This is a genomic window from Geodermatophilus aquaeductus (assembly GCF_900182545.1).
Classification (GTDB): domain Bacteria; phylum Actinomycetota; class Actinomycetes; order Mycobacteriales; family Geodermatophilaceae; genus Geodermatophilus; species Geodermatophilus aquaeductus.
In genome coordinates this window covers 36831-62303 of the sequence record NZ_FXTJ01000009.1, presented here as the reverse complement: position 1 = coordinate 62303, position 25473 = coordinate 36831, and the positions used below count along the sequence as shown (strand labels likewise).

Sequence of the window (25473 nt, the reverse complement as noted above, 5' to 3'; positions counted from 1 at the left end):
GGTCAGAGCTGGAGGTGGAGGCGGAGGGCGTCGTCGAGAGCGGCCATCGTGGCGGCCGGGAGGCGCCCGAGCACCGGACCGATCCGCTCCACCGCGACGGCCCGCACCTGTTCGGCCTGCGCCTTGCTGTCGACCCGGAGACCGGTGGCCTCGGACGGGAGCAGGGACTGGAAGGGGAAGACGCGGGTGGTGTTGCTGGTGATCGGGACGACGGTCACCACGCCGCGTCCCAGACGGGCCGCCGTCGCGTTGGCGCGGTCGTTGCTGACGACGACTGCGGGTCGGCGCTTGCCGGTCTCGTTGCCGCGCATCGGTAAGAGGTCGACGAGGCGGATCTCACCGCGCAGCATCGTCGAGCCCGTCGGCCTCGGTGGCCTGCCAGCCGGCCTCCTCACCCGAGGCCCGCCACTCCTCCCAGGCGGCTGCGTAGTCGTCCTCGAGGCCCGGATGCCGGAGCAGGCGGATCGCGTGCTGCACAGCTGCCGACCGCGACCGCAGGCCGGCCGACCTGGCGTACTCGTCCAGGACCGCGACGTCCTCCTCGGTCAGGCTGACGCTGAGCTTCACACCCGAATGCTACTCCGGTGGCACTCCGGGTGCTGTCGTCCGGAGCGGGGGGCGTGCCAGGGTGGGGTGCCCCCACGGGGGCGGCAGCGCGGACGAGGGAGGCCGGCCGATGAGCGAGGACCTGACACCGCGGCCCGCCGTCCGGGCGTCCGACGCCGAACGCGAGGCGACGGTGACCCGGCTGCAGACCGCCATGGCGGAGGGCCGGATCACCGTCGACGAGTTCGGGGAGCGGGCGCAGGCGGCCTACGCGGCGACGACCACCGACCAGCTCGGCCCCCTCCTCGCCGACCTGCCGACCCGGGCCGACGCGCAGGTGGAGATCGTGGGCACCCGCCCGCCCTCGGCCCGGTCCTCCGTCCTGGGCGACGTCCGGCTCGACGGCCGGTCCCCGCTGCCGCAGCGGGTCCGCGCCGGCATCGGCGACATCCGGGTCGACCTGCGGGCCCTCCGGACGGACGCCGCCGTCGTCGAGCTGGACCTCAGCACGGTCATCGGCGACGTCGACGTGGTCGTCGCCGAGGGCGTGGACGCCGAGCTGGTCGGCTGGACGGTCATCGGCGACCGCCGGGTCGACCTGGCGCCGGTGCCGCGGCTGGCGGGCACCCCGCGCGTCGTCGTCCGGGCCCACGCGTTCATCGGCGACCTGCGGCTGCGCAGCCTCGGCCCCGGCGAGTCGGCCAGCGGCTGGCGGGCGCTGCTCGACCGGCTCGCGCAGCGCCCCCGACCGCCCGGCTCCTGACCCCTGCGTGCACGTCCGCGGATGTGCGCCGTGCACATCCGCGGACGTGCGCGGTCAGACGCGGAGCTGGTCGTCGTCGCGGTCCTCGCGCAGGGTGGGCTCGGGCGCCGGGACGGCGGCGTGCGCACCGGAGCGCAGCAGTGCCTGCAGCTCCTCCTCGGACTCCACCGCCTCGCCGCGGGCGACCATGCCGGCGTGCTCGGCCAGCGGGATCTCCTTGAGCGCGAACGACAGCAGCAGCGCGAGCACCAGCAGCGGCACGAGGTACCAGAACACCGGCGCCAGCGAGTCGGCGTAGGCGTCCACGATCGCCGTCCGCAGCGGGTCGCCGGCGGCCTCGACCGCGGCCGGCACGAGCGTGTCCGGCGAGGTGATGCCCGCGGCGGCCGCCTGATCGGCGTTGCCGGTCAGCGCGCCGGTCAGGTTCTCGGCGAGCCGGCTGGTGAACAGCGTCCCGAAGACGGCGACGCCGAGGGTGGCGCCCACCTCGCGGAAGTAGTTGTTCGTGGAGGTGGCGGTGCCGATCTGGGTGGCCGGGACGGCGTTCTGCGCGGCCAGGACGACGTTCTGCATGATCAGGCCGAGCCCGCAGCCGAGCGCGAAGAACATCACGCCGATCGTCCACAGCGACGTCGTCCCGGTCAGCGTCGTCATCCAGACGACGGCCCCGAGGATCACCGCGATCCCGGCGATGGTGAACCGCTTGTACCGCCCGGTCCTGAGGATGAACGCCGCCGAGCTCTGGATCGTGACGATGATCCCGGCGGTCATCGGCAGCATGAGCAGCCCGGAGTTCGCGGCCGACAGCCCGGAGCTCATCTGCAGGAACGTCGGCATGAACGCGATGGCCGAGAACATGCCCAGCCCCACGGCCATCCCCATCCCGGTGGCGACGACGAACGTGCGGTTGCGGAACAGGCTCAGCGGCACGATCGGCTCGACCGCGCGCCGCTCGACGAGCACGAAGGCGACCGCCGAGATCACGAACGCCGCAGCCAGCGCGAGGGTCAGCGGGTCGGTCCACCCGTCGCTGCCGCCGAGGTCGGTGAACAGCACCAGCGACGTCGTCGTGGCCGACAGCGCGACGATGCCCGCGACGTCGAGCGGCGTCGTGCTGCGCTTGCGCGGCAGGGACAGCGCGAACCAGCCGATGAGGAAGGCGCCCAGGCCCACCGGCACGTTGACCCAGAAGCACCACTCCCAGCCCAGCGCCGCCGAGTCGGTGAAGAAGCCGCCGACCAGCGGACCCGCGACGGCGGACAGGCCGAACAGCGCGCCGATCGGGCCCATGTACCTGGCCCGCTCACGCGCCGGGACGATGTCGGCGATGATCGCCTGCGACAGGATCATCAGCCCGCCGCCGCCGAGGCCCTGCACCCCGCGCCAGACGACGAACCAGGTGAAGTCCGGCGCCAGCGCGGCACCGATGCTCGCCACGGTGAACAGGCCGATGGCGACGAGGAAGAGCGTGCGGCGGCCCCAGAGGTCGCCGAACTTGCCGTAGACCGGCATGACCAGCGTCGTCGCCAGCAGGTAGGCGGTGGTCACCCACGCCATGTGCGAGACGCCGCCGAGCTCGCCGACGATCGTGGGCATCGACGTCGACACGATCGTCTGGTCGAGGGCGGCCATGAGCATGCCGGCCAGGAGCGCGCCGAAGATGACGTTGATGCGCCGCCGGGTCAGGACGATCGGCGGCGCGGAGGGGTCGGGCGGGGCCTGCACGGAGGTCCTCTTTCGGTCGTTCGACGGTGCCGCGGGCGCGCGGCACCGAGGGGGAGCGGACGACGCCGGCCGCTCGGGGAGGTCAGCGGCGCGGCGCGGGGAGCCCGGCGGCCAGGACGTCCCACGCCTCGTCGACGAGGGCGGGCAGGGACGCGGTGAAGTCACTGGCCAGCCAGGCGTGCAGGCCGCAGCGCAGCGCGGCCCCGGACACCGCGGCGAGCAGCGTGGGGTAGACGTCGGGGCCGACCGTGGTGCCGGTGCGGGCGGCGATCGCCTCGGCGAGGGCCCGCTCGGCGGAGGCGAAGACCGCGTGCAGCCGGGCGAGGAGCACCGGGTGCTCGTCGATGACCCGCAGCCGCAGCGGCCACAGCGTCTCGGGCTCGTCCGCCATCTCGGCGGCCTGCAGGGCGTGGACCGCGCGCAGCGCCTCGACCGGCGACTCGGACGCCGGCCGCGCAGCGAACCGCTCGGCGGCCTGCCCGACCGCGGAGGCGTCGATCCCGACGACGGCGTCGTCCTTGGTCGGGAAGTAGTTGAAGAACGTGCGCGGCGAGACGTCGGCGCGCGCGGCGATGTCGTCGACCGAGACACCGTCGAGCCCGTGCTCGGCCACCAGCTGCAGCGCCGCCTGGTGCAGCGCCAGGCGGGTGGCGAGCTTCTTGCGCTCGCGCAGGCCGGAGGTCACCCGGACATGGTCGCGCGAAAGGTGCAGTCCGTGCAATGTTGCGTGCGCTGCACGGCGTGTCGGGGCGGCAGAAATGGCCATTTCTGCCGCAGAGGGCCGGGTCAGTCGCGGGCGCGCTGCCTCTCGATCTCCTCGAGCACCGTCTTGCGGGCCTTCCCCAGGTCCCGCTCGGCCTGATCGGCGCGGTCGAGCTGGGAGTCCCCGTGCATCGCGCGCACCCGCTCGCGTGCCTCGGTCGCCTTCACGTCCACCAGCTCGGCGGCCTTGCGGGCCTCCTTCGCGGCGTCGGTGTTGGCCACGTGCTGCTCGTCGGAGCCGCGCTTGCGCGTGTCGGTGACCGCCTTCTCCTCGTCGGAGAGCAGCTCCCACGCGGCGTCGGGCAGGTAGCGCCGCGTCCCGTCGGAGCCGCGGGCCCGGTCGCCGCCGTCGGCGGTGTGCCAGTCCTGCTCGGTCCACTCCTGCAGGTGCCGCTGCGACGCGGTGCGCTCGCCCGCGTGCCGGTAGCCGCCGCCCTGCGCCTCGTACTCGTGGGTGAGCAGCTGGCTCTTGCGGGCGCTCCACTGGCCGGGCCGCCCGCCCTTGTCGCCGGCCTTGATCTCCTCCTTCAGCCGCGCCCGCAGCTCCGGGTCCGTGTAGTCCGCCGCGTAGTCCTCCGCCGACTTCCCGCTCATGGCAGCCGCCGGTACCCCGTCCGGTCGCGCCTCATCCGGCAGAGCGCGACCGGTCCACCTCCACGTGCGGCCGGGCCTGCCAGCGCGTCCAGTCCGCGCTCACCTCGCCGGCGGTGCGCAGCAGGGCCGGCAGGTGCTCGCCCAGCAGCCGCTCGGTCGAGGTCTCGGCGGCGTGCACGGTCACGTTCATGGCCGCGCGCACGGCGCCGGTCCCGTCCCGCACCGGGACGGCGACCGAGCGGACGCCGGGCGCCAGCTCCTCGTCGGCCAGCGCCCAGCCGCGGGCACGCACCTGCGTCAGCTCCTCGCGCAACTGCTCCGGGGTGCGGCCGATGTAGGGCGGCAGGCCCGAGCGGCTCGGCTCGGCGAGCGTCCGCGCCAGCTCGTCGGCGGACAGCGCGGCGAGCAGCACCTTGCCCTGCGAGGTCTGCACGGCGGGGAAGCGGGTGCCGATCTCCACCCGCAGGGTGATCAGCTTGGGCACCGAGACGCGCGCGACGTAGACGATGTCCGACCCGTCCAGCTGGGCCATCGACGACGACTCACCCGTCCGCGCCACCAGCGCCTCCAGGTGCGGCCGGGCGACGTCCCAGAGCCCGAGCGCGCCGACGTAGGCCATGCCGAGGGAGAGCACGCGCGGCGTCAGCGAGAACGCCCCGCCGGCCGAGCGCACGTAGCCCAGCTCCTCGAGCGTGAGCAGCAGCCGCCGAGCCGTGGGGCGGGCGAGCCCCGCGGCGGCCGCCACCTCGCTCAGGGTCATGGCGGGCCGGTCGGCGTCGAAGCAGGTGAGCACGTCCAGCCCCCGCGCCAGCGCCTCGACGAAGTCCGGCCCCTCACCGCGTCCGGCCACGAGCACACCCCCTCGGAACGAGTGTCGCGCACCGCCGTGCCGGGCTCACCGCTCTCCGGCGAGGTGCCGCTCGAAGGCCTCCTCGCGGGCGGCGTGCGTCGCGTCCGAGCGGTAGTCGGTGTACTGGTACGGGTTGTCCAGCACCTCGCCGGAGGGCAGCTCCGGGTCCATGCCGGACTGCCAGACGTCCTCGCCCATGTCGGCGCGCAGGTGCTCGACGGTGGCCTCGACCTCCCGGCGCACGGCGCGCAGGTCGACGCCGACCAGCCGGTGCTCCGACTTCACGACCCGCCCGTCGACCAGCACGGTGTGCACGTCGCCGCGCTGCGCCTGGAACGCCACGTGGCCGTACGGGTTGAGGAGGGGGAAGGAGACCGGCGAGGCGTCGTTCTTGAGCAGGACGACGTCGGCCTTCGCCCCCGGGGTGAGCCGGCCGAGGTCGTCGCGGCCGAGCGCGGTGGCCCCGCCGCGGGTGGCCCACTGCACGACGTGCTGCGCGCGCAGCGCCAGCTGGGTCACCGTCTCGCCCTTGAGGTGGGCCTCGAAGTGCTCGCGGGAGCGGTCGGCGCCGAGTGTCGTGCGCATCGCGGTGAACAGGTCGCCGCTCCACCACACGCTGGTGTCCATCGACAGCGACACCGGGATGCCGTGCGCGCGCACCTGCCAGGTGGGCGGGTAGCCCTGCCCGGCGCTCTGCTCGGACTCCGTGGACACCGAGATCGACCCGCCGGTGGCGGCGATGCGGTGGTAGCTGTCGGGGGAGAGGGAGGCGGCGTGCACGTAGACCGTCTCCGGCGTCGCGAAGCCGTGCTCGTGCATCAGCCGGACGCCGTCGTCGTTGGTGGCACCCCAGACGCCGGCGTGCGTGGTCACCGGCAGGCCGAGCTCGCGGGCCACCTCGAAGGCCGCCTTCTCCGGGAAGGCCGGGTCACCGGTGACGTCGAAGGCGAGCTGGAGGTCGAGCAGGTCGCCGGCGCCGGTGCGGCGGCGCTCGAGGAAGGCCTGCACGGCCGGGTCGGCGGTCCACTCCCACGGCGCGGCCTGGATGTTGCCGTAGGCGAGCACGTAGCGGCCGGGCACCGACTGCAGCGCGTCGACCGCGGCCTCGGCGTGGTCGACCGTCTGCAGCCCGTGCGACCAGTCGACGACGGTGGTGACGCCGGCGTCGAGCGCCTCGGCGGCGGCCAGCCGGTTGCCCGCCGCGACGTCCTCGGGCCGGAAGCGCCGGCCGTGCTCGAGGTAGTACCAGACGAAGTACTGGGTGAGGGACCAGTCGGCGCCGTAGCCGCGCATCGCCGTCTGCCACATGTGCCGGTGGGTGTCGATCATCCCGGGCATCACGATGCCGTCGGTCGCGTCGACCTCCTGCGTCCCCTCGGGGACCTCCAGCGCCGGGCCCACGGCCGCGATCCGGTCGCCGACGACGAGGACGTCGGCGTCGCGCAGCACCGTCCCGGCGTCGTCCATCGTCAGCACGGTGCCGCCGCGCAGGACGACGGGGCGGCCGGCCTGCGGCGCCGGGGACGAGTGCTCGGTCATGGGGGACTCCTCGGACACCTCGACAGGGGACGGACGCCCGTCCGCTGTACGGACACCGGCGTCGGACGGCGCCACCCTGGCCGTGACCTGCGCCACCTGTCAAGCCGACGACCGTGCGGTTGACAGCGTGCGGTCGGCCTCCCCAGGATCAGCGGCGACGACGGACGACTGTCCGGGAACTGTCCGGCACCGCGGTGAGGAGCTCGAGGCGACGATGACGGCAGGACCCGCCGGAGCCGGCACGCCGCCCTCCACCGGCCCTCTCGCGGGCCTGCTCGTGGCCGACTTCTCCCGGATCCTCGCCGGCCCCTACGCCACGATGCTGATGGCCGACCTCGGCGCCGAGGTGGTCAAGGTCGAGGGCCCGCGCGGCGACGACACCCGCACCTGGCAGCCGCCGGTGCGGGAGGGCGTGTCCACCTACTACCTGGGCGTCAACCGCAACAAGCGCTCGGTCGCGCTGGACCTCGGCGACGCCGGCGACCTCGCCGCCGCCCGCGAGCTGGCCCGCCGCGCCGACGTGCTGGTCGAGAACTTCAAGCCCGGCGGCCTGGCCCGCTTCGGCCTCGACTACGAGTCGGTCGCGGCGACCAACCCGGCGGTCGTCTACGCCTCGATCAGCGGCTTCGGCAGCGGGCCCGGCGGGCGGTCGCTGCCCGGCTACGACCTCATCGTGCAGGCCATCTCCGGGCTGATGAGCCTCACCGGCGCCCCCGACGGCGATCCCTACCGCGCCGGCGTCGCCGTCTTCGACGTCATGGCCGGGCTGCACGCCACCATCGGCGTGCTCTCGGCCCTCAACCACCGGCACGCCACCGGCCGCGGGCAGCACGTGGAGGTCAACCTGCTCGCCAGCGCCCTGTCGGGACTGGTCAACCAGAGCTCGGCGTACGTGGCCGGCGACGTCGTCCCGTTCCGGATGGGCAACAGCCACCCGAGCCTGTTCCCCTACGAGCCGCTGCCCTGCGCCGACGGCGACCTCATCGTCACCGCCGGGAACGACGGCCAGTTCGGCAAGCTGTGCGAGGTGCTCGGCGTCCCGGAGCTGGCCGCCGACCCGCGGTTCCTGCACAACGAGGACCGCACCGCCAACCGCGAGCAGCTGCGCCCGCTGCTGATCGAGCGGCTGGCCACCCGCACCAAGATGGAGTGGTTCCGCGACATCATCGCCGCCGGCGTCCCGTGCGGGCCGATCAACACGATCGACCAGGGCGTCGCCTTCGCCGAGGAGGTCGGCCTGGAGCCCGTGGTGACGGCGGGGGAGGGCGACGCCGCCGTCCCCTCCATCCGCAACCCGATCCGCTTCTCGCAGACCGCCGCGGAGTACCGGCTGCCACCGCCCACCCTGGACGAGCACGGCGAGGAGATCCGCCGCTGGCTGACCGAGGGCGGGGAGACGCCGTGACCGAGTACCCCACCGCGCTGGGCGCCTCGAGCCGGGAGTCGATCACCCTGCTCGGCACCGACCTCGCCCGCGACGTCATGGGCTCGGTCGGCTTCGGCGAGCTGGCCTTCTGGCTGGCCACCCAGCGCCGGCCCACGCCCGGGGAGACCCGGGTGTTCGAGGCGGTGCTGGCGGCGCTGGCCGACCACGGCTTCACCCCGACGGCGATCGTCACCCGGCTGACCTATCTCTCGGCGCCGGACTCGGTGCAGGGCGCGCTCGCGGCCGGGTTGCTCGGCGGCGGCTCGCGCTTCCTCGGCGTCACCGAGGACTGCGGCCGCTTCCTGCACGACGTGCTGACCGGAGTCGACGAGCTGCCCACCGACGACGCCGGCTGGGACGCGCTCGCCCTGCAGACGGTGACCGCGCAGCGGGCGGCCGGCCGGTTCGTGCCGGGGCTGGGTCACCACGTGCACAAGGACGGCGACCCGCGCACCCCGCGGCTGTTCGAGATCGCCACCGAGGAGGGGCTGGTCGGCCCGCACCTGGCGCTGTTCGCCGCGATCGGCCGGGTGCACCCGCAGGTGCTCGGGCGGACGCTGCCGCTCAACGGCGCCGGCGTCTGCGGGGCCGCGCTGGCCGACCTCGGCCTGCCGCTGCAGCTGCTGCGCGGGTTCGCGTTGCTGGCCCGCACCGCCGGGCTGATCGGCCAGCTCGCCGAGGAGATCCGGCACCCGGTGGCCAACGACGTCTTCCTGTCCGTCGACCTGAACAACCGCTCCGTCGCCCCTGACCCCTACGAGCCCGACACTCTGCCCTCGACCGACACGGGAGGTCGGCATGGCTGAACTGGCCGCGGTCATCGCGTCCACCCACCACCCCTTCTACTACCGCGCGAGCACCTCGACCGGCGCGGACCGGCCGCCGTTCGCCGACGAGTGGGTGGCCAAGATCGAGCGGTTCCGGGAGACGCTGACGAGGGCGGAGCCCGACGTGCTGGTGATGGTCGGCAGCGACCACTTCCACCAGTTGTGGCTCGACAACATGCCGCAGTTCCTCGTGGGCAAGGCGCCGTTCTTCGACGCCAACTTCTACAACGAGGAGCGCGAGTTCGGCCTGCCGCGGATGACGCTGCGCGGCGAGGAGGACCTGGCCGCGCACCTGCTGCGCGACGGCCTCGACCGCGACTTCGACCTGGCGTTCTCCAACGAGCTGCGGATCGACCACAGCATCACGTGCCCGATCATCACGTTGCGCCCGCAGGCCGACCTGCCGATCGTGCCGGTCTACACCAACATCTTCGCGCCGCCGCTGCCGCAGCCCAGGCGGTTCGTGCAGCTGGGCCGGGCGATCCGGGAGATGGTCGAGTCCTGGGAGTCCGACAAGCGGGTCGCCGTCATCGGCACCGGCCACCTGTCGCTGGAGCTCGGCGGGCCGCGCCAGTTCGGCGAGCACGGCCCCGACCCGGAGTTCGACCGCAAGGCCGTGGAGTGGATCGCCTCCGGGGACATCGAGGGCTGCCTGGCCGAGGTGTCGCTGGACTCCCTGCACGCCCCGGGCAACGCCACCCACGGGTTCATGGACTTCATGCTGATGATGGGCGTGGCCGGCGAGGGGCAGAAGGCCGACCACGTCGACACCCTCGACCTGTTCCACACCATGGAGGCCTACTTCACCTGGTACCCGAACGGGGCGCCGGCATGAGCAGGTACCTGCTGGACAAGTTCCTCTACACCGTCGACCGCGACCCGGCGCTCGTCGAGCGCTACCGCGAGGACCCCGCCGGCACGGTGGAGTGGTGGGAGGCCGAGATGGCCAACAGGCTGCTCAACTGCACCGACGACGAGCGCACCACCTGGCTGGCGTTCACCGACGACGAGCGGCGCGCGCTGCGCGAGCACGACCACGTGACGCTGTTCCGGATGGGCGCGCACCCCTTCCTCACGCTCACGCTCTTCATCGCGATGTTCGAGCGCGACCACGGCCCGCTGGAGTACCAGAAGGCCTACGGGAAGGCGATGGAGCACCTCTCGCTGCCCTATCCCGACATCAGCACCTGACGTGCGCGCCGCCGTCGTCCGGGCGCCCGGGACCCCGCCCGAGCACGCCGAGCACCCCGACCCGGTGGCCGGGCCGGGGCGCAGCCTGGTGCGCGTCACCGCCGCGCCGATCGTGCCGCTGGACCTGCTCTGCGCCTCCGGCACGAGCTACTTCGGTGCGCCGGCGGTGCCCTACGTCCCGGGCGTGCAGGGCGTCGGCGTCGTGGAGGGGTCCGGCCGGCTGCCGGCCGGCACCCGGGTCTGGTTCGCGACGTCGGCCGGCATGGCACCCGGCGACGGCGGCCTGGCGCAGCGCTGCGCCGTCGCCGACGACGACCTCGTGCCGCTGACCGCCGACGTGCCCGACGCCGCGGTCGCCGCCCTCGGGCTCTCGGCGGTCGCCGCGTGGATGGCGCTGACCTGGCGCGGGCGGCTGCAGCCCGGCGAGCGGGTGCTGGTCCTCGGCGCGGGCGGCGCGGTCGGCCAGGTGGCGGTCGGCGCCGCGCGGGTGCTGGGTGCCGGGCGGGTGGTCGCCGTCTGCCGCTCCGCCGCCGCGCAGGAGCGGGCCCGGGCCGCCGGTGCCGACGTCGTGGTGCCGGCGACCGGAGACGTCGACGCGCTCGCGGCCGCGCTGGCGGAGGCGTGCGACGGCGGTGCGGACGTCGTCGTCGACCCGGTGTTCGGTACCGCGGCCACCGCCGCCTCGCGGGTGCTGGCGCCCGGCGGGCGGCTGGTCAACCTCGGCGGCGCGTCCGGCGACGAGGCGGTGTTCTCCTCGGCGGTGCTGCGCGGCCGGTCGGCGGAGGTGCTCGGCTACACCAACAACGCGCTCACCCCCGCGCAGCGCCGTGACGCCCTCGACGCCGTCCTCGCGGTGGCGGCCACCGGCCGGGTGTCCGTGGCGCACGAGACGGTGCCGCTGGCCGACGTCGCGGTGGCGTGGGCCCGGCAGGCCGCGGGGGACGCCGGCGTGCGGCTCGTCGTCGTCCCTGACTAGGGCCTGTGCTGCGGCTCTCGTGCGTCGCCATCCCCGTCCCTGGAGGCGGCCTACGGGACACCCGGGCGTGCGTCGGGCTCCGAACCGGCAGACGGCGCGATCCATCGAGGAGCAGGCGCCAGTGGGGGACGACACCCAGCCGGGGCGGCCCACCGCATCCACCGCACGGCACGCCTCGACTCCGGTCAGCGCCGCAGGACGAGCCCTACCATGAACCGTTTCGCTTCAGTCCCCACAGCTCGGGATCGAGTGGTCATGACCACGATCGATGTCAACGGGACGACGTTGTACTACGAGCGTCGCGGTGAGGGACCGTCGGTCCTGTTCATCGCGGGTGCCACCGGCGACGCCGGACACTTCAGAGGGGTTGCGGAGGCCCTGGCGGACGAGTTCACAGTTGTGACGTTCGACCGACGGGGAACTCGCGGAGTACAGGCTTCTCGAACTAGGGCGGGGTCCCCTGCAGCAGGGTCGTGCGTCTGTGTACGCCTCCCGACCATGTGCCCCCTAGTGGGCCGCCCAGGGACACGAGGCGGCTGCCGGGACAGTCCTAGTTCCCTGGAGATGCTGATCTCCCTGGCGTGAGAACTTGGTGACGGCCGAAGGGCTGACGTCGCGCCGATCACGAGACTAAGGGCGATGAGGGTTTACGGATCTGCCATTGCGCCACGCCTTCCGGGGCGTGGCATCGCCAGCCAGACGGTGTGAGGAGAATCGAGATGGCTCCGAACGTGACGTTCTACCGCAGTGACGACGGAGCGTTGTCCGTCGGGCACATCGACGGTTCGGTGCTCACCTTCGAGAACCAGGGCGGCGCGGCTCCCAACCGGACGCACATCGTGACGATCGGTCCCGACGTCCTGTTCTACCGAAGCGACGACGGCACCTTCTTCGTCGGGCGCATCGACAGTTCCGGGCACCTCATCGGGAGCCAGAGCGGCAGCACGGTTCAGGATTGGACGCACATCGTGACGATTGGCTCCAACGTCCTGTTCTACCGCAGCGACGACGGAGAGTTCTCCGTCGGGCACATCGACAGTTCCGGGCATCTGGTCGAAACGCACAGCAACAGGGTTGCTCCGAACTGGACGCACATCAGGGCGGTCGGCTACAACGTCCTGCTCTACCGCAGCGACGACGGAAAGTTCTCCGTCGGGCACATCGACAGTTCCGGGCATCTCGTGGAAACGCACAGCAGCGGCTCAGCTTCGAACTGGACGCACATCGTGGCGGTCGGCTGAGATGGCCCGCTGAACCTCGCCGTGCGAGTCGGGCGGAGGCCGGACACTGCCTCACGCCGAACGGTCCTGCCAGACCGCCCGCAGTCACCTCGCCAGAGCGCGCCAGCGAGGGGCGACCATCTCGACTGCCGGGCCTACGTGTCTCTCAGTGGGCCGCTTGAGGACACCCGCCGGCTCGCCGCGAAGGCGGCCTCAGGGGCAGTTCGTGGCGCCGTGATGTGCCTGCGCGGCACCTCTCGGACGTGCGGGACGAGATCGCCGTACCGGCGGCTTCCGGGCGATGCCGACCGCGAGTAGCGTCCCCCACCCCTCGAGGTGACCCGATGACGACCGGGAGGCCAGCGTGCCGATCATGGACCGTCTCGACCCGGAGCTGCGGGTCGTCGTCGAGCAGATCCCCGCGCTCGACCTCACCGACATCCCGGCCGCCCGAGCCTCGCTCGCGGAGCTCTACGCGCAGATCAACACCGGCGGTCCCAACCCCCGCGTCAGCCACTCGGACCACATGGCGCCCGGCCGCGAGGGCAACCCCGACGTCATGGTCCGCGTCTTCCGTCCCGTCGCGGCCTCCTCGGGTCCGTTGCCGTGCCTCTACTGGACACAGGGCGGCGGCTACGTGCTGACGGCTCCGGACATGGACGACCAGTTCTGCCAGGAGATCGTCGACACCCACGAGTGCGTCGTCGTCTCGGTCGACTGGCGGAGGGCGCCCGAGCACCCGTTCCCCGCACCCGCCGAGGACTGCTACGCGGGCCTGGCCTGGGTCGTCTCGAACGCCGACGAGCTGGGGATCGACCCGAGCCGGATCGTGATCGGCGGTCACAGCTCCGGTGGGGGCTCCACCGCCGGGCTCGCGCTGCTCGTCCGCGATCGTGGCGAGTTCACCGTCGCCCACCAGCTGCTCGTCTACCCGATGCTCGACGACACCAACTCCACGCCGTTCAGCCACCTGGTCACCGACCCCCAGGTGTGGAACCGCACGAGCAACGAGATCGGCTGGCGCGGCTACCTCGGCGACACGTACGGCACGGACGACGTCTCTCCGTATGCCGCGCCGACCCGCATGGAGGACCTGGCCGGACTTCCCCCGGCGACCGTGCTGACCGGAGAGCTCGACCTGTTCGTCGACGAGGACATCGACTACGCCCAGCGCCTCATGCGGGCGGGCGTCCCCACCGAGCTGCACGTCTACCGCGCCGCTCACCACGGGTTCGACCGCATGGTCCCGCAGGCCAAGGTGTCTCAGCGCTTCATCGCCGACCGTGACGCCGCCCTGCAGTTCGGCTTCGCGAGCAGCCGCGGCACGACCTCGGTGCCGCTCCCCGTGACGTGACGGGCCTGGCTCGACCACCGGCTGACCCGCCACGTGACCCCCTACGCGGCCCATGGCCACGGCGACTCATCCCGTGGACCGTTCCTCCTGGGCCGGCGGGCGGACGAGCACGTAGCGCCAGACGAGTTCGCCGTCCTCACGGTGGTCTCCGTCGTCACTGAAGCCGACCTTCTCGAGGACGCGGTTTGAGGCGTTTCGTTCCGGCAGCGTGTGGGCGATCACCCTCGTGACCTGCTCGTCGGCACAGGCCTCGGCGACCATCGCCCGTGCCGCTGCGGTGGCCAGTCCTCGCCCACGCCGGCTCTCGGCGATCTCGTAACCGATCTCGACGACGCCCCCTTCGGGCGCACCCTTGAAGCCGCCCCAACCGATCAGCTCCGGTGGCTCACCCGAGACGAACAGGCGCGTACCCCACGTCGAGCTCCCCGGTGAGGCGGCGAGCGCGTTCCGGGTGGCGTGGAGGGCTTCCCGGAAGGTCATCCAGCCGGGGGTGACGTCGTGGCCGAGCGCACGCGCCAGAGCGTCGTCGCCGGCGATCGCGGCATCGAGCAGGTCCATGGTGACGGGGACGAGGCGGAGCACGGGCCTCACTGTGGCACGCCACGGCATCGCGGGACGAGACCATCCACGCGTCCTGACGCTCCCGCCCACGCAGGGCGGTGTCCCGCAGTGGGCCGCTCAGCGGCACCGGCAGCAGTCGTGCCGCACGAGATCCGCAGGACGGGCCTAGTCGCGGGCGCGGGGGGCGGCGCGGACGTGGATGCGCTCGCCCTGCGGGCCGTAGAGCGCCAGCAGCTCGGCCGGCCGGTCGTCGGGGTTGCCGAGCCAGTGCGGCGTGCGGGTGTCGAACTCGGCCACCTCGCCGGGGGTGAGGACGACGTCGGTGTCGCCGAGCAGCAGCCGCAGCCGCCCGCTCAGCACGTAGAGCCACTCCCAGCCCTCGTGTGAGCGCTGCTCGCCCGGCTCACCGCCCCAGTGCGGCGGCAGCACCTGCTTGTAGGCCTGCAGCCCCCCGGGGCGGCGGGTCAGCGGGATGAACGTGGCGCCGTGCCGGGTGACCGGCTTGAGCCGCACCCGCGGATCGCCGGTCTCGGGGGCGTCGACCAGCTCGTCGAGCGGCACCTGGTGGGCCCGCGCCAGGGGCAGCAGCAGCTCCAGCGTGGGCCGGCGCTGCCCCGACTCCAGCCGGGACAGCGTGGACACCGAGATGCCGGTGTCCTCCGACAGCGAGGCGAGCGTGGCACCGCGCTGCCGGCGCAGCTCGCGCAGCCGCGGACCCACGGCGTCGAGGACGGAGTCGAGGTCGGTCACGCCGTCCAGTTTGCCGTTCCTGCAACGGAGTTTGTCAAGGCAGCACTGGTGGGTGCACCGTCGTCGGCATGGACGAGACGTACGACGTGGTGGTCATCGGTGGGGGAGCGGCGGGCCTGTCGGGGGCACTGGCGCTGGGACGGGCGCGGCGCTCGGTCGCCGTCGTCGACGAGGGGACGCCGCGCAACGCGCCGGCGCGCGAGATGCACAACTACCTGGGCCGTGACGGCACGCCGCCCGGGGACCTGCTCGCCGCCGGGCGGGCCGAGGTCGCCGGGTACGGCGGAACGCTCGTGCAGGACACGGTGACCGCCACCGGCGGCTCCGCCGGCGCATTCACCGTGGAGCTGGCCGGCGGGCGGGTGCTGCAGGCGCGCCGGCTGCTGGTGACCACGGGCCTCACCGACGAGCTGCCGGAGATCCCGGGCGTCCGCGAGCTGTGGGGCACCGACGTCCTGCACTGCCCGTACTGCCACGGGTGGGAGGTGCGCGACCAGCCGGTCGGGGTGGTCGCCAGCGGCCCCATGTCGCTGCACCAGGCCCAGCTGTGGCGGCAGTGGAGCGCCGACGTCGTGTTCTTCCTGCACACGGCTCCGGAGCCCGACGACGCCACCGCCGAGGCGCTCGCCGCCCGCGGCGTCCGCGTCGTGCGTGGCGAGGTGGCCGCGCTGGAGACCCAGGGCGGGCGCCTGTCCGGCGTCCGGCTCGCCGACGGGCAGGTCGTGCCCCGCGCGGCCGTCGTCGTCGCCCCCCGGTTCACCGCCCGATCGGCCGTGCTGACCGGGCTGGGCCTGGAGGCCGAGCCGTTCCGGATGGGCGAGGCCGTCGTCGGGTCGCACGTGCCGGTGGACCCGCGCGGCGCCACCGCGGTGCCCGGCGTCTGGGCGGCCGGGAACGTCGCCGATCCCGGCGCGCAGGTGATCGGCGCGGCCGCCGCGGGGCTCCTGGCCGGCGCGGGGATCAACGCCGACCTGGTCGCCGAGGACACCCGGGCCGCGGTCGACGTGATCCGGGCGATGAGCGACCCGGAGTACGGCGAGCAGTGGTGGGAGGAGCGCTACCGCACCCACGGGCACGGCGTCTGGAGCGGCCGGGTCAACGACGTGCTGGCCGCCGAGGTCGCCGGCCTCCCGCCCGGGCGCGCGCTGGACGCCGGCGCCGGCGAGGGCGGCGACGCTGTCTGGCTGGCCCGGCACGGCTGGTCGGTCACCGCGCTCGACCTGTCCCGCACCGCGCTCGACCGCGCCGCCGCGGCCGCCGAGGCGGCCGGCCTCGAGCTGGACACCCGGCACACCGACGTCACGGCCTGGGAGCCGGGGGAGGAGCGGTGGGACCTGGTCACCGCGTCGTTCCTGCACTTCCCGCCCGGCAGCCGCGACGGCGTCCTGCGCCGGCTGGCGTCGGCGGTCGCCCCCGGCGGCACGCTGCTGGTGACCATGCACGACGGCAGCGACCTCTCCCACGGCATCCAGCGGCCGGGACTGCCCGACTGGTACGCCACCGGCCAGCAGATGGCCGCCGTCCTCGACTCCGAGCTCTGGGAGGTCCAGGTGGCGGAGTCGCGGCCGCGGGAGGCCCGCGGGCACGAGCACGGGTCGGCCCATGCCGCCGACGCCGTCCTGCGCGCGCGGCGTCAGCCCTCGACGTCGTCCTCGCTGGTGTAGAGCAGCCGCAGCCGGGCCGGCGGGCTGAACGGCCGCCACTCGTCGGCGCTCTGGGCGAGGCGGTCCGCGACCAGCCACAGCACCGCCGGGTCGTGGCCCATCCCGAGGTGGCTGGCGTGCACGCCGACGTTCTCCGCGCCCGGTCCGGGCCGCTGCCGGCAGGCCCGCCAGTCCACGACGCCGTCCCAGCGCGAGTAGACGGCGGTGCTCGGGACCGGCAGGGCGCCGCGCAGGTCGCCGCGGCCGGAGGTCGGGACGGCGTGCAGGTGCCGGTAGCGGGCGTAGGCCCGGGCGCCGGGCGTGCCGTCGGCGGGCCGGCCGGCCAGCCCGAACGGCGAGCCGAGGCTGACGACCTGGCGGACCAGGCGCGGCACCCGCAGCGCCAGCCGGCGGGCGAAGATGCCGCCGAGGCTCTGCCCGATCACGCTGACCGGGCCGCCGTGGCGGTCGGCGAGCTGCTCGATGAGCTTCGGCAGCTGCTCGGTGATCTCGCGGGTGGGGCCGCGGTTGCGCCCGAGCTCCCAGCCGACCACCGGGTAGCCCAGCCCGCGCAGCCAGCGGCGCAGGGTGACGGTGGAGGCGTCGGAGGCCATGAGCCCCGGCAGCACGAGGACGCCGTGCGGCTCGCCGCGCGGGGCGCCGCGCAGCAGGGGGTAGGTCAGCGCGAGCGCGCCGGCGCTGGCCGCGGCCCGGACGGGCTCGGTGGCCGCGAGCAGCGTGGCCCGGCGGTTGGGCTGGAGGAAGCCGGGCGCGCGGCCGGGCGGCGTGCGCCCGCCGGACCGGCGGTTCTGCGGGGACTCGGGCACGGTTGCTCCTCCGACGGCGGTGGCGGTCCCGTTCCGCTACCCCGCCGGGCGCCCGGGATTCGCCTTCCGTTCGCGAAAGGCGGATCCCGGGGCCCGGCGGGTCCTCAGCGCTGCTGCAGGTACGCCGCCGCGGTGGCGCGCAGCCGCTCGTGCGCGCCGTCGTGCGCCACGGCGCCGGGCACGAACCGCTTCGCCAGCTTGGCCACCATCGTGTAGTTGGTGTCCACCACGTTGCCCGCGGGTGCGAGGCCGGCCTGGCTGACCAGCTGCAGGGCGTCGAGCGGGTCCCACCCGGTGAGCTCCGCGGCCCAGGTGACCAGGTCGTGCTGGCTCACCCGGTAGGCGTCCTCCAGCGGCCGGACCGAACCGGTCGACATGAGGAACTCGTCGGTCTCCAGCCGCGGCCACGCCGGGCCGCCGCCCTTGACCAGGTCGACGACGACCACCGTGCGCATCGCCGCCTCGACCGCGGTGCCGCACACCTCGCCCTCGCCCTGCCGGCAGTGCCCGTCGCCGAGGGCGAGCATCGCGCCGGGCACGTTGACGCCGAAGTAGACGGTCGTGCCCGCCCGCATCTCCGGGGTGTCCATGTTCCCGCCGTGCGCGCCGGGCGTGATGCTGGCGAACACCTCGCCGGCCGCCGGGGCGACGCCGATCGTGCCGTGCATCGGGTCGAGCGGGAGCTCCACCTCCGGGCCGCCGCGCCGTGGCCGGAACAGGCAGGTGCCCCGCTCGGCGTCGACCTCGTAGAGCCAGACCAGCTCCTCGAGCGGCTCGTGCAGCATCGCCGTCGAGTGGGTGGTGGTGAGCGCGCCGAAGTGCGGGAACGTGCTCGACACCGCCCAGTCGCGGGCCGGCGCGATGTCGACCAGGTGCACCGCCAGGGTGTCGCCGGGCTCGGCGCCCTCGACGGCGATCGGGCCGCTGACCGGGTTGAGGTACGGGAAGTCGCACACCCGGCTCGGCAGGTCGTCGACGCCGCGCACCTTGCCGCCGTAGCAGTCCTCGGTGGTCAGCTCGACCACCGTGCCCGGCGCCACCGTGATCAGCGGCTCGCCGCCGCCGCCGAAGGAGAAGCGGTACTGGTCGGGGGTCGGCTCCAGCGACACGACCTCCAGGGACGCCGTCACAGCTTCTCCTCCGCTCGGATCTCGGGCTTGCGGCCCGTGGCGATCAGGACGCCCATGACCACCAGGCCGATGACCAGCCACACGAAGCCGAGCTCCTGGGCGGCCACCTGGGCGTTGTAGACGACGTAGGCCAGGATCGCGAACCCGATGACGGGCACCGCGAGGTGCAGCCAGTAGTTCCGGCTCTTCATCCGGCCGATGTAGTGCCACACCACCGAGACGTGCAGCAGCAGGAACGCCGACAGCGCGCCGAAGTTGACCAGCGTCGACAGCAGCGTGATCCCGTCCTCGCGGGACTCCATGTAGAGGCCCAGCACGAGGGAGATGGCCGCCACCAGCAGCGTGGCGTTGACCGGCACGCGGCGGGTCGGGTGCACCTGGCGCAGGAAGGCGGGCAGCTGGCGGTCGCGGGCCATCGCGAACAGCAGCCGCGACGTGGCGGCCTGGGCGACGAGGGAGTTCGCGAAGCCCCACGCGATCGCCGTCGCCACGGCGGTGAGGGTGCCCAGCCACGCGCCGCCGGCGACCTCGGCCGCGTCGTAGAAGGCGGTGCCGGCGGCGTCGCCCTCGGCGATGAGGGTGTCGGGGTCGGGGACGAGCAGCGCGGCGACCCAGGTCTGGACGATGAACAGCGTCCCGGCCAGCGCCAGCGCGGCGATCATCGCCTTGCCGATCGAGCGGGCGGAGTCGCGGTTCTCCTCGGCGAGGGTGGAGATGCCGTCGAAGCCGAGGAAGCTCAGCACGGCGATCGAGACCGCGCCGAACACCAGCTCCAGCGAGAAGGTGTCGCTGTTGTAGACCGGCGTGAAGTCGAAGCCGCGGCCCGCGCCGGTGGCCAGGGCGATGACGCCGATGACCAGGAAGATCGCCAGCACGATCAGCTCGCCGACCAGCATGATCTTGTTGACCCGCGCGGTGAACTCGATGCCGAAGTAGTTGACGACGGTGTTGAGCACCACGAACGCGACCAGCCAGACCCACACCGGCACCGACGCCCAGATGGAGTTCATCGCCACCGCGGCGATGAGGTAGAGCAGGCCGGGGACGAGCACGTAGTCGAGCAGGATCATCCAGCCGGCCATGAACCCGACCGGCTGGGCGATGCCGCGCCCGGCGTAGGTGTAGACCGACCCGGCCATCGGGAACGCCCGCGACATCTGCGAGTACGACGCCGCGGTGAAGGCCATCGCCAGGCCACCAATGGCGTAGGCGAGGGCGATCATCCCGCCGGAGGCCTGGAAGACGCTGCCGAAGATCCCGAACGGCGCGATCGGGACCATGAAGACCAGGCCGTAGACCAGCAGGTCGGTGAAGGTCAGCGAGCGCTTGAGCTCCTGGCGGTAGCCGAACTCCTCGAGGCCGGCCGCGCCGGCGGCGGGGACCGCTCCGGCGCCGGTGGCTCCCGGCTTCGTGAGGTCGGGGGACGGGGTGGTGCGGGGGTCGCTCACGGCTCCTCCTCTCGGCCGGCACGCAGCCGGACGCGGGGAGGGTAGGCCACGAGTGTTTCCGATCGGAAGCAGTGGGGGTCAGGCGCGCGGACCGACCTCGCGGAACACCAGCCCGTCGGCCCGCGCCAGCCGCGGCCGGGGGATCCGCGCGGGCTCGGGGGTGCCGGTCTCGAGCAGCCGGGCGGCGGTGCGGACGCCGTCGTGGACACCGCGCGCGTAGGCGCACACCACCGGCGCGTGCGGACCGACCCGCGCCGCGAGCCGCTCCTGCAGCGCCAGCTGTCCCTCGTCGCCGGCGCCGTCGGCCGCGGCGAAGGAGGGCATGCAGGCGTACAGCTCGCCGGAGCCGTCGCCGCCGACCGCGTAGAGGCCGTTCTCCTCCAGCGCCCCGGACAGCCGGACGACGCGGCGGTCGAGGCCGGCGCGGGCGAAGGCGCGGTTGAAGGCGACCAGGTCGCGGCCGACGAGGCTGAGCAGGACGGCGTCGGCGCGGGTGCGGCGGAGGAGGTCCAGCGCCGGCCCGGGGTCCGACGGGCCGAACGGGACGAGCAGCTCGCCGGCGACCTCGGCGCCGAGGTCGCGCAGCACCGTCCGTGCCGCGCGGTGCACCGCCTGCGGCCAGACGTAGTCGGTGCCGAGGAGCACCCAGCGCCGCGCGCGCCGGTGGCGCACCAGCCAGGCGAGGGCGGCGGCGTGCTGCACCAGCGGAGAGGCCCCGATCCGCAGCGCGCCGCGGGTGCCGCGCCCGCCCTCGTGCGGCGGGGTGAACACGTACCCGGCGCGCCCGGCCAGCGCGGCGGCGACCGCGCGCGAGACGTCGCTGGTGGAGAAGCCGACGAGGACGTCCACCGCCCCGGTGGCGTGCAGGGCGGCGACCTCGGCGGCGACCTCCGCGGGGCGCCGTCCGGCGTCGACGGTGACCAGCTCGACGGCGCGGCCGCGGACCCCGCCGGCCTCGGTCAGCTCATCGGCGGCCAGCGCCGCGAGGTCCAGCGCGGAGGGCGCGGTCATGGCCAGCGAGCCGGTCAGCGGGACGGCCAGGCCGACCCGGACGACGTCGGGGGAGCGGCCCACGACGGCGGCCTCCCACGCGTCCATCGGGACGGTCGCTCCGGGCACGTCTTGAGTATGGTGCGGTCCATGCCGGTCGAGCAGCAGGCCACCCAGACCGTCGTGCCTGCTGCCACCCTCGTCGAGCTGCTCAGCGTGGTGTCGCGGCGCGTCGCCCGGGGGGTCGGGGCGGTGCTCGCCGAGGACGGCGCGACGCTGGACACCTACCGGCTGATGCGGGCGCTGGCGTCGGGGCCGGGCCGGTCGATGAGCGAGCTGTGCGCCGCCCTGTGCGTGCCGGCGCCCACGGCGACCCGGCTGGTCGACGGGCTGGTCGACGCCGCGCTGGCCTACCGGCTGCCCGATCCCGACGACGGCCGGCGGGTGCGGGTGCACCTGTCGGCCCGCGGCCGCACCCGGCTGGACCGCCTCGAGGCGCTGGTGTCGGCGCACGAGGCGGCGCTGACCACCGAGCTGGGGCAGGCGCGGGTGGCCGCGCTGGTCACCGCCCTGACCGATCTCGCGGAGCCGACGCCCGCCTGAGGCCGCGGCCCCTGGCAGCTGATCATCGTCTGCGTGCACGTGACGCGCGTGGCCCCGCTGCAGGGGCCCGCCCCGAGCGTGCGAGGGGTGGGGGGCAGCGGGGTCCTTCGTCAGTCGGACGGCGGCAGGACGCGGGGGAGGAACACCTCGTCGATCGGCAGCGGGCCCACGTACTTGCGGCAGGTGCAGGGCACCCAGGTGTGACCGGCGAACCGGCCGCGCCTGTCGAAGGTGTCGCGGCGCAGCTCGGCGTAGCAGGTGTTGGTCTCCGTGTCGTGCTGGCTCAGCGGGTGCCCGCAGCCGCACACCGGCGTCGGCGTCGGCGGGGGACCGGCGGGACGACGGCGCCCCAGCCGCCCGGCCACGAAGCCCATGGCGAGCAGCGCCGCGCCCACCACCAGGCTGATCGGTTCCACCGCTGATCTCCTCCCACCGCGGACGTCCCTCCGACGGTAACGCCGCGGGCGCCCCGGAGGTGCCGCAGCCGGGCCGCCGGCCGGTTCCCCCGGACGAGGGGATTGGCCCCCGGTGACGCGGGGCACAGCACGGCCGTGGAGTCCTACGCCGTCGGGTTCGCGCGCCCGGATCGGTGGTCACACACGGGCCAGGGGTCGGCGCGGACCCCGTGGCACGCCGTCTCCGCGCTCCGCCCGGCGGGCGAGCTCGACGGCGAGGTGGAACTGGCGCTCTGCGGGGCGATCGTGCAGATCTGGGGCTGCCAGCAGTGGGACCGCATCGGGGCCGGGCGCACCGGCTGCCCGGAGTGCCGCCGGCTGTCCGGGCTGGCCTGGGAGGTCGCCACGCTGAGCCGCGCGGGCTGAGCGCCGCGCGGTCAGCGCGGGTTCAGCGCCGCCGGCCGCTGATCGCCGACAGCCCGGTGATCTCCCGGCCCACGATCAGCGCCTGCACGTGGTCGGTGCCCTCGAAGGTGTAGATCGCCTCGATGTCGGCGTGGTGGCGGGCGATGTGGTGCTCGAGCAGGATCCCGTCGCCGCCGAACAGGTCGCGGGCGTCGGCCACGATCTGCCGCGCGGTGGCGCAGCAGTGCCGCTTGGCCAGCGACGCCATCGCCGCGGTCATGCGCCCGGCGTCGGCGAGGCTCGACAGCCGCCAGCACATGAGCTGCATGTTCGTGATCTCGGCGAGCATCGTCGCGAGCTTCTCCTGCACGAGCTGGTAGCCGGCGATCGGCTGGCCGAACTGCTCGCGGCTCAGGCAGTGCGCCAGCGCCAGCTCGTAGGAGGCCATCGCCACGCCCAGCGCCCGCCACGCGACGGTGTAGCGGGTGCGGTCGAGGATGGTCGAGACGTCCTTGAACGACCGGCAGTTCGCCAGCTTGTTCTCGGCCGGCACGCGGGCGCCGTCGAGGGTGATCTCGGCCTGCCACACGGCCCGCAGCGCCGTCTTGCCGGTCATGACCCGCGCGGTGAACCCGGGCGTCCCCTTCTCGACGACGTACCCGCCGACCTGGCCCTCCTCGTCGCGCGCCCAGATGAGGACGTAGTCGGCGATCGAGCCGTTGCCGATCCACTTCTTCTGCCCGTCGAGGACGAAGGAGTCGCCGTCGCGGCGGGCACGGGTCTCCAGCGCGACGGCGTCCGAGCCGTGCCGCGGCTCGGTGAGCCCGAACGCGCCGATCTTCTCCATCCGCGCCATCTCCGGCAGGAACCTCTCGCGCTGCTCCTCCGAGCCCAGCAGCGCGATCGACTGCATCGCCAGGAAGCTGTGCACGCCGTTGAAGGTGCCGATGCTGCCGTCGGCGCGGGCGAGCTCGGCGGCGACCAGACCGGCGGCGACGGCGCTCATCCCGGGCGAGCCGTAGCCCTGGATGGTGCCCCCGGCGATGCCGAGCTGGGCGAAGGCCGGCACCAGCTCGAAGGGGAACTCCGCGCGCTCCCAGTAGTCGTTGATCCGCGGGGTGACCTCCTTCGCGCACCAGTCCGCCACCCGGTCCCGGACGTCGATCTCCTCGGGCGTGAGCAGCTCGTCGACGGCGTAGAAGTCGGTGCGCGCGGTCTCGGTCACGTCCCGACGCTACGCGCGGGGAGGGCATGCTGCCGGTCGTGCGGATCGTCGTCGCGACCGACTCCTTCAAGGGCACGCTGACCGCCGCGGAGGCCTCCGACGCGGTCGCCCGCGGCCTCCTCCGGGCACGTCCGGACGCCGAGGTCCTGACCCGCCCGGTGGCCGACGGCGGGGAGGGCACGGTGGCCGCCGCGGTGCGCGCCGGCGCCCGCCCCGTGACGAGGACGGTGAGCGGTCCCGACGGCCGGCCGGTGCGCGCCGTGTTCGCCGTCGACGGGTCGACGGCGGTGGTGGAGCTCGCCGCCGCGGCCGGCCTCGGGCTGCTCGCCGGACCCGCGCCGACGACCGCGACCACCCGCGGGGTGGGGGAGCTGCTGCTGGCCGCCCTCGACGCCGGCGCGCGGCGGATCGTGCTGGGCCTGGGCGGCAGCGCCAGCACCGACGCCGGCGCGGGCCTGCTGCAGGCCCTGGGCGTGCGGCTGCTCGACGCCGCCGGCCGCGACGTCCCGCCCGGCGGCGCGGGGCTGGCCGTCCTCGACCGGATCGACGCCCGTGCCCGCGACCCGCGGCTGCGCGACGTCACGGTCGAGGTGGCCACGGACGTCGACAACCCGCTCACCGGCCCCGACGGCGCCGCCGCGGTCTACGGGCCGCAGAAGGGGGCGACGCCGGAGCAGGTGGCCGCGCTCGACGCCGCGCTGCAGCGGTTCGCCGCCGTCGTCCGCCGCGACCTGGGGACCGAGCTGGAGGGCCGGCCCGCGATGGGCGCGGCCGGCGGCACCGCGGCCGGCGTGGCCGCGGTGCTCCCGTGCTCGGTGGCGTCGGGCGCGGAGCTCGTGGCCGACCTCGTCGGGCTCGACGCCGCGCTGGCCGGCACCGACCTCGCCGTGACGGGGGAGGGCAGCCTCGACGCGCAGTCGCTGCGCGGCAAGGCGCCCGCCGTCGTCGCCGCCCGGGCCCGGGCCGCCGGGGTGCCCTGCGTCGGGCTGGCCGGCCGGGTGGGGCTGGACCCGGACGCCCTCGCCGCCGCCGGGTTCACCGCCGCGCACGCGATGACGGAGGTCGCCGGACTCGCCCGCTGCCTGGCCGAGCCGGCGGCCGTCCTCGAGGAGCTCGCCGCCCGCGTCCTCCGCGGTCAGGCGCCGAGCAACCCCCGCACGTAGGCCGCCTGGCCCGCGTGCTGCAGGTCGTCGGAGAGCACGCTGACCAGCCGGACGCCGAGGGTGACCGGCGGGTCCCACCGCTCGTCGACGACGCGGTCGAGGTCGTCGTCGGACAGGCCGCCGAGGTACTCCGCGCTGCGGGCGGCCACCGCGTCGGCGTACTCCAGCAGCAGGTCGGCCGAGGGCACCCGCAGCGACTCCACCTCCAGGCTGCTCATCCCGTAGCCGGTGGCGGTGTCGTCGGCCGGCCGGCCGAAGCGGACGGCGAACCCCTGCGCGGTGTAGACCTGCTCGGTGCCGGCCACCTCGGCGAGGTGGTCGTCCTGCACGCGCAGCAGGTGCCAGGCCAGCCAGCCGATCGGGTTGGCGTCGGGGCCGACGCGGGCGGCGAGCCGGTCGGGGGACAGGCCCTCGACGGCGGCGTGCAGGGTCTCGCCGATCTGCGAGTAGGCGTAGGTCAGCAGCTCACGGGTGCGCATGGGCGGCCGCTACCCGTCCCGCTCGCGGGGGACTCCTGCCGGCGCCGCGCGACGGTAGGTTGCGGTGTCCGCCGCGCCGTC

At 74.4% G+C, this 25473-nt stretch carries 28 protein-coding genes; 12 read left to right on the top strand and 16 right to left on the bottom strand.

Annotated elements, in window-relative coordinates:
- Positions 1 to 2 precede the first annotated feature (2 nt).
- Positions 3 to 350 carry a type II toxin-antitoxin system PemK/MazF family toxin gene (locus FN207_RS19635; RefSeq protein WP_142460144.1) on the bottom strand — a complete coding sequence of 116 codons (348 nt, stop codon included), beginning with the start codon at positions 348 to 350 and terminating at the stop codon, positions 3 to 5.
- On the bottom strand, positions 337 to 567 hold the full coding sequence (locus FN207_RS19630; RefSeq protein WP_142460143.1) for a ribbon-helix-helix domain-containing protein: 231 nt from the start codon (positions 565 to 567) through the stop codon (positions 337 to 339). Before FN207_RS19630 ends, FN207_RS19635 begins: the two co-directional genes overlap by 14 nt.
- A 109-nt stretch (positions 568 to 676) precedes the next feature.
- On the opposite strand from FN207_RS19630, the gene FN207_RS19625 reads away from it, so the two are divergent.
- Positions 677 to 1309: a DUF1707 SHOCT-like domain-containing protein gene (locus tag FN207_RS19625; protein ID WP_142460142.1), complete on the top strand. Its 633-nt coding sequence runs from the start codon at positions 677 to 679 to the stop codon at positions 1307 to 1309.
- Positions 1310 to 1363: 54 nt separating this feature from the next.
- Here FN207_RS19625 and FN207_RS19620 read toward each other — a convergent pair whose 3' ends face one another.
- The 5 genes from FN207_RS19620 to FN207_RS19600 form a co-directional block, all read right to left on the bottom strand.
- A complete protein-coding gene (locus FN207_RS19620) occupies positions 1364 to 3034 on the bottom strand; it encodes an MDR family MFS transporter (RefSeq protein ID WP_142460141.1) in 1671 nt (556 codons plus the stop codon).
- An 82-nt stretch (positions 3035 to 3116) separates the two neighbouring features.
- Positions 3117 to 3719, bottom strand: coding sequence for an acyl-CoA-like ligand-binding transcription factor (locus FN207_RS19615; protein ID WP_221888294.1), 603 nt, complete (start codon positions 3717 to 3719; stop codon positions 3117 to 3119).
- A gap of 101 nt (positions 3720 to 3820) precedes the next feature.
- Entirely contained in the window at positions 3821 to 4390 is a 570-nt protein-coding gene (locus FN207_RS19610; RefSeq protein ID WP_142460139.1) for a hypothetical protein, read from the bottom strand.
- 31 nt (positions 4391 to 4421) lie between these two features.
- Entirely contained in the window at positions 4422 to 5240 is an 819-nt protein-coding gene (locus tag FN207_RS19605) for an IclR family transcriptional regulator domain-containing protein (protein ID WP_142460138.1), read from the bottom strand.
- A 45-nt stretch (positions 5241 to 5285) separates the two neighbouring features.
- Positions 5286 to 6779, bottom strand: coding sequence for an amidohydrolase family protein (locus tag FN207_RS19600; RefSeq protein ID WP_142460137.1), 1494 nt, complete (start codon positions 6777 to 6779; stop codon positions 5286 to 5288).
- Positions 6780 to 6993: 214 nt separating this feature from the next.
- On the opposite strand from FN207_RS19600, the gene FN207_RS19595 reads away from it, so the two are divergent.
- The 7 genes from FN207_RS19595 (at position 6994) to FN207_RS19565 (ending at position 13773) form a co-directional block, all read left to right on the top strand.
- On the top strand, positions 6994 to 8184 hold the full coding sequence (locus FN207_RS19595) for a CaiB/BaiF CoA transferase family protein (RefSeq protein ID WP_142460136.1): 1191 nt from the start codon (positions 6994 to 6996) through the stop codon (positions 8182 to 8184).
- On the top strand, positions 8181 to 9011 hold the full coding sequence (locus FN207_RS19590) for a citryl-CoA lyase (RefSeq protein WP_142460135.1): 831 nt from the start codon (positions 8181 to 8183) through the stop codon (positions 9009 to 9011). Before FN207_RS19595 ends, FN207_RS19590 begins: the two co-directional genes overlap by 4 nt.
- Complete coding sequence (locus tag FN207_RS19585; RefSeq protein WP_110908047.1) at positions 9004 to 9867, top strand: DODA-type extradiol aromatic ring-opening family dioxygenase; 864 nt, start codon at positions 9004 to 9006, stop codon at positions 9865 to 9867. Before FN207_RS19590 ends, FN207_RS19585 begins: the two co-directional genes overlap by 8 nt.
- Positions 9864 to 10223: a hypothetical protein gene (locus FN207_RS19580; RefSeq protein WP_142460134.1), complete on the top strand. Its 360-nt coding sequence runs from the start codon at positions 9864 to 9866 to the stop codon at positions 10221 to 10223. The genes FN207_RS19585 and FN207_RS19580 overlap by 4 nt, the downstream gene beginning before the upstream one ends.
- Before the next feature lies 1 nt (position 10224).
- Positions 10225 to 11199, top strand: a complete 975-nt coding sequence (locus FN207_RS19575) for a quinone oxidoreductase family protein (protein WP_142460133.1) — start codon at positions 10225 to 10227, stop codon at positions 11197 to 11199.
- Positions 11200 to 11918: 719 nt separating this feature from the next.
- On the top strand, positions 11919 to 12440 hold the full coding sequence (locus FN207_RS19570; RefSeq protein ID WP_142460132.1) for a hypothetical protein: 522 nt from the start codon (positions 11919 to 11921) through the stop codon (positions 12438 to 12440).
- Between the two features lie 352 nt (positions 12441 to 12792).
- Positions 12793 to 13773, top strand: a complete 981-nt coding sequence (locus FN207_RS19565; RefSeq protein ID WP_221888293.1) for an alpha/beta hydrolase — start codon at positions 12793 to 12795, stop codon at positions 13771 to 13773.
- Positions 13774 to 13839: 66 nt separating this feature from the next.
- Here the strand turns inward: FN207_RS19565 and FN207_RS19560 are convergent, their stop codons facing one another.
- Together FN207_RS19560 and FN207_RS19555 are read right to left on the bottom strand one after the other, a co-directional pair.
- The gene (locus FN207_RS19560) at positions 13840 to 14355 is read right to left on the bottom strand and encodes a GNAT family N-acetyltransferase (protein ID WP_221888292.1); all 516 of its coding nucleotides are present in this window, start codon (positions 14353 to 14355) and stop codon (positions 13840 to 13842) included.
- 144 nt (positions 14356 to 14499) lie between these two features.
- Positions 14500 to 15084, bottom strand: coding sequence for a helix-turn-helix domain-containing protein (locus tag FN207_RS19555; RefSeq protein WP_142460130.1), 585 nt, complete (start codon positions 15082 to 15084; stop codon positions 14500 to 14502).
- 68 nt (positions 15085 to 15152) lie between these two features.
- On the opposite strand from FN207_RS19555, the gene FN207_RS27075 reads away from it, so the two are divergent.
- Positions 15153 to 16748 (top strand): bifunctional NAD(P)/FAD-dependent oxidoreductase/class I SAM-dependent methyltransferase, encoded by a 1596-nt coding sequence (locus tag FN207_RS27075; RefSeq protein ID WP_142460129.1) that lies wholly within the window; start codon positions 15153 to 15155, stop codon positions 16746 to 16748.
- Here FN207_RS27075 and FN207_RS19545 read toward each other — a convergent pair.
- The 4 genes from FN207_RS19545 to FN207_RS19530 form a co-directional block, all read right to left on the bottom strand.
- A complete protein-coding gene (locus tag FN207_RS19545; RefSeq protein WP_142460128.1) occupies positions 16718 to 17554 on the bottom strand; it encodes an esterase/lipase family protein in 837 nt (278 codons plus the stop codon). The genes FN207_RS27075 and FN207_RS19545 overlap by 31 nt on opposite strands.
- A gap of 104 nt (positions 17555 to 17658) precedes the next feature.
- Positions 17659 to 18684, bottom strand: coding sequence for an acetamidase/formamidase family protein (locus FN207_RS19540; protein ID WP_142460127.1), 1026 nt, complete (start codon positions 18682 to 18684; stop codon positions 17659 to 17661).
- Positions 18681 to 20132: an APC family permease gene (locus FN207_RS19535; protein ID WP_142460126.1), complete on the bottom strand. Its 1452-nt coding sequence runs from the start codon at positions 20130 to 20132 to the stop codon at positions 18681 to 18683. Before FN207_RS19535 ends, FN207_RS19540 begins: the two co-directional genes overlap by 4 nt.
- Before the next feature lie 78 nt (positions 20133 to 20210).
- Positions 20211 to 21251, bottom strand: coding sequence for an ABC transporter substrate-binding protein (locus FN207_RS19530; RefSeq protein WP_221888291.1), 1041 nt, complete (start codon positions 21249 to 21251; stop codon positions 20211 to 20213).
- A 21-nt stretch (positions 21252 to 21272) separates the two neighbouring features.
- Between FN207_RS19530 and FN207_RS19525 the strand changes: the two genes are divergently transcribed.
- A complete protein-coding gene (locus FN207_RS19525; protein WP_185938440.1) occupies positions 21273 to 21725 on the top strand; it encodes a MarR family winged helix-turn-helix transcriptional regulator in 453 nt (150 codons plus the stop codon).
- 110 nt (positions 21726 to 21835) lie between these two features.
- On the opposite strand, the gene FN207_RS19520 is transcribed toward FN207_RS19525, so the two are convergent.
- Positions 21836 to 22141 (bottom strand): hypothetical protein, encoded by a 306-nt coding sequence (locus tag FN207_RS19520; protein ID WP_185938439.1) that lies wholly within the window; start codon positions 22139 to 22141, stop codon positions 21836 to 21838.
- A 135-nt stretch (positions 22142 to 22276) separates the two neighbouring features.
- On the opposite strand from FN207_RS19520, the gene FN207_RS19515 reads away from it, so the two are divergent.
- A complete protein-coding gene (locus FN207_RS19515; RefSeq protein WP_142460124.1) occupies positions 22277 to 22546 on the top strand; it encodes a hypothetical protein in 270 nt (89 codons plus the stop codon).
- Between the two features lie 22 nt (positions 22547 to 22568).
- Here FN207_RS19515 and FN207_RS19510 read toward each other — a convergent pair whose 3' ends face one another.
- A complete protein-coding gene (locus tag FN207_RS19510; RefSeq protein WP_142460123.1) occupies positions 22569 to 23750 on the bottom strand; it encodes an acyl-CoA dehydrogenase family protein in 1182 nt (393 codons plus the stop codon).
- Between the two features lie 26 nt (positions 23751 to 23776).
- Between FN207_RS19510 and FN207_RS19505 the strand changes: the two genes are divergently transcribed.
- Positions 23777 to 24913, top strand: a complete 1137-nt coding sequence (locus tag FN207_RS19505) for a glycerate kinase (protein ID WP_142460122.1) — start codon at positions 23777 to 23779, stop codon at positions 24911 to 24913.
- On the opposite strand, the gene FN207_RS19500 is transcribed toward FN207_RS19505, so the two are convergent.
- A complete protein-coding gene (locus tag FN207_RS19500; protein WP_142460121.1) occupies positions 24886 to 25392 on the bottom strand; it encodes a mycothiol transferase in 507 nt (168 codons plus the stop codon). The two genes, FN207_RS19505 and FN207_RS19500, sit on opposite strands and share 28 nt — an antisense overlap.
- Between the last annotated feature and the right edge of the window lie 81 nt (positions 25393 to 25473).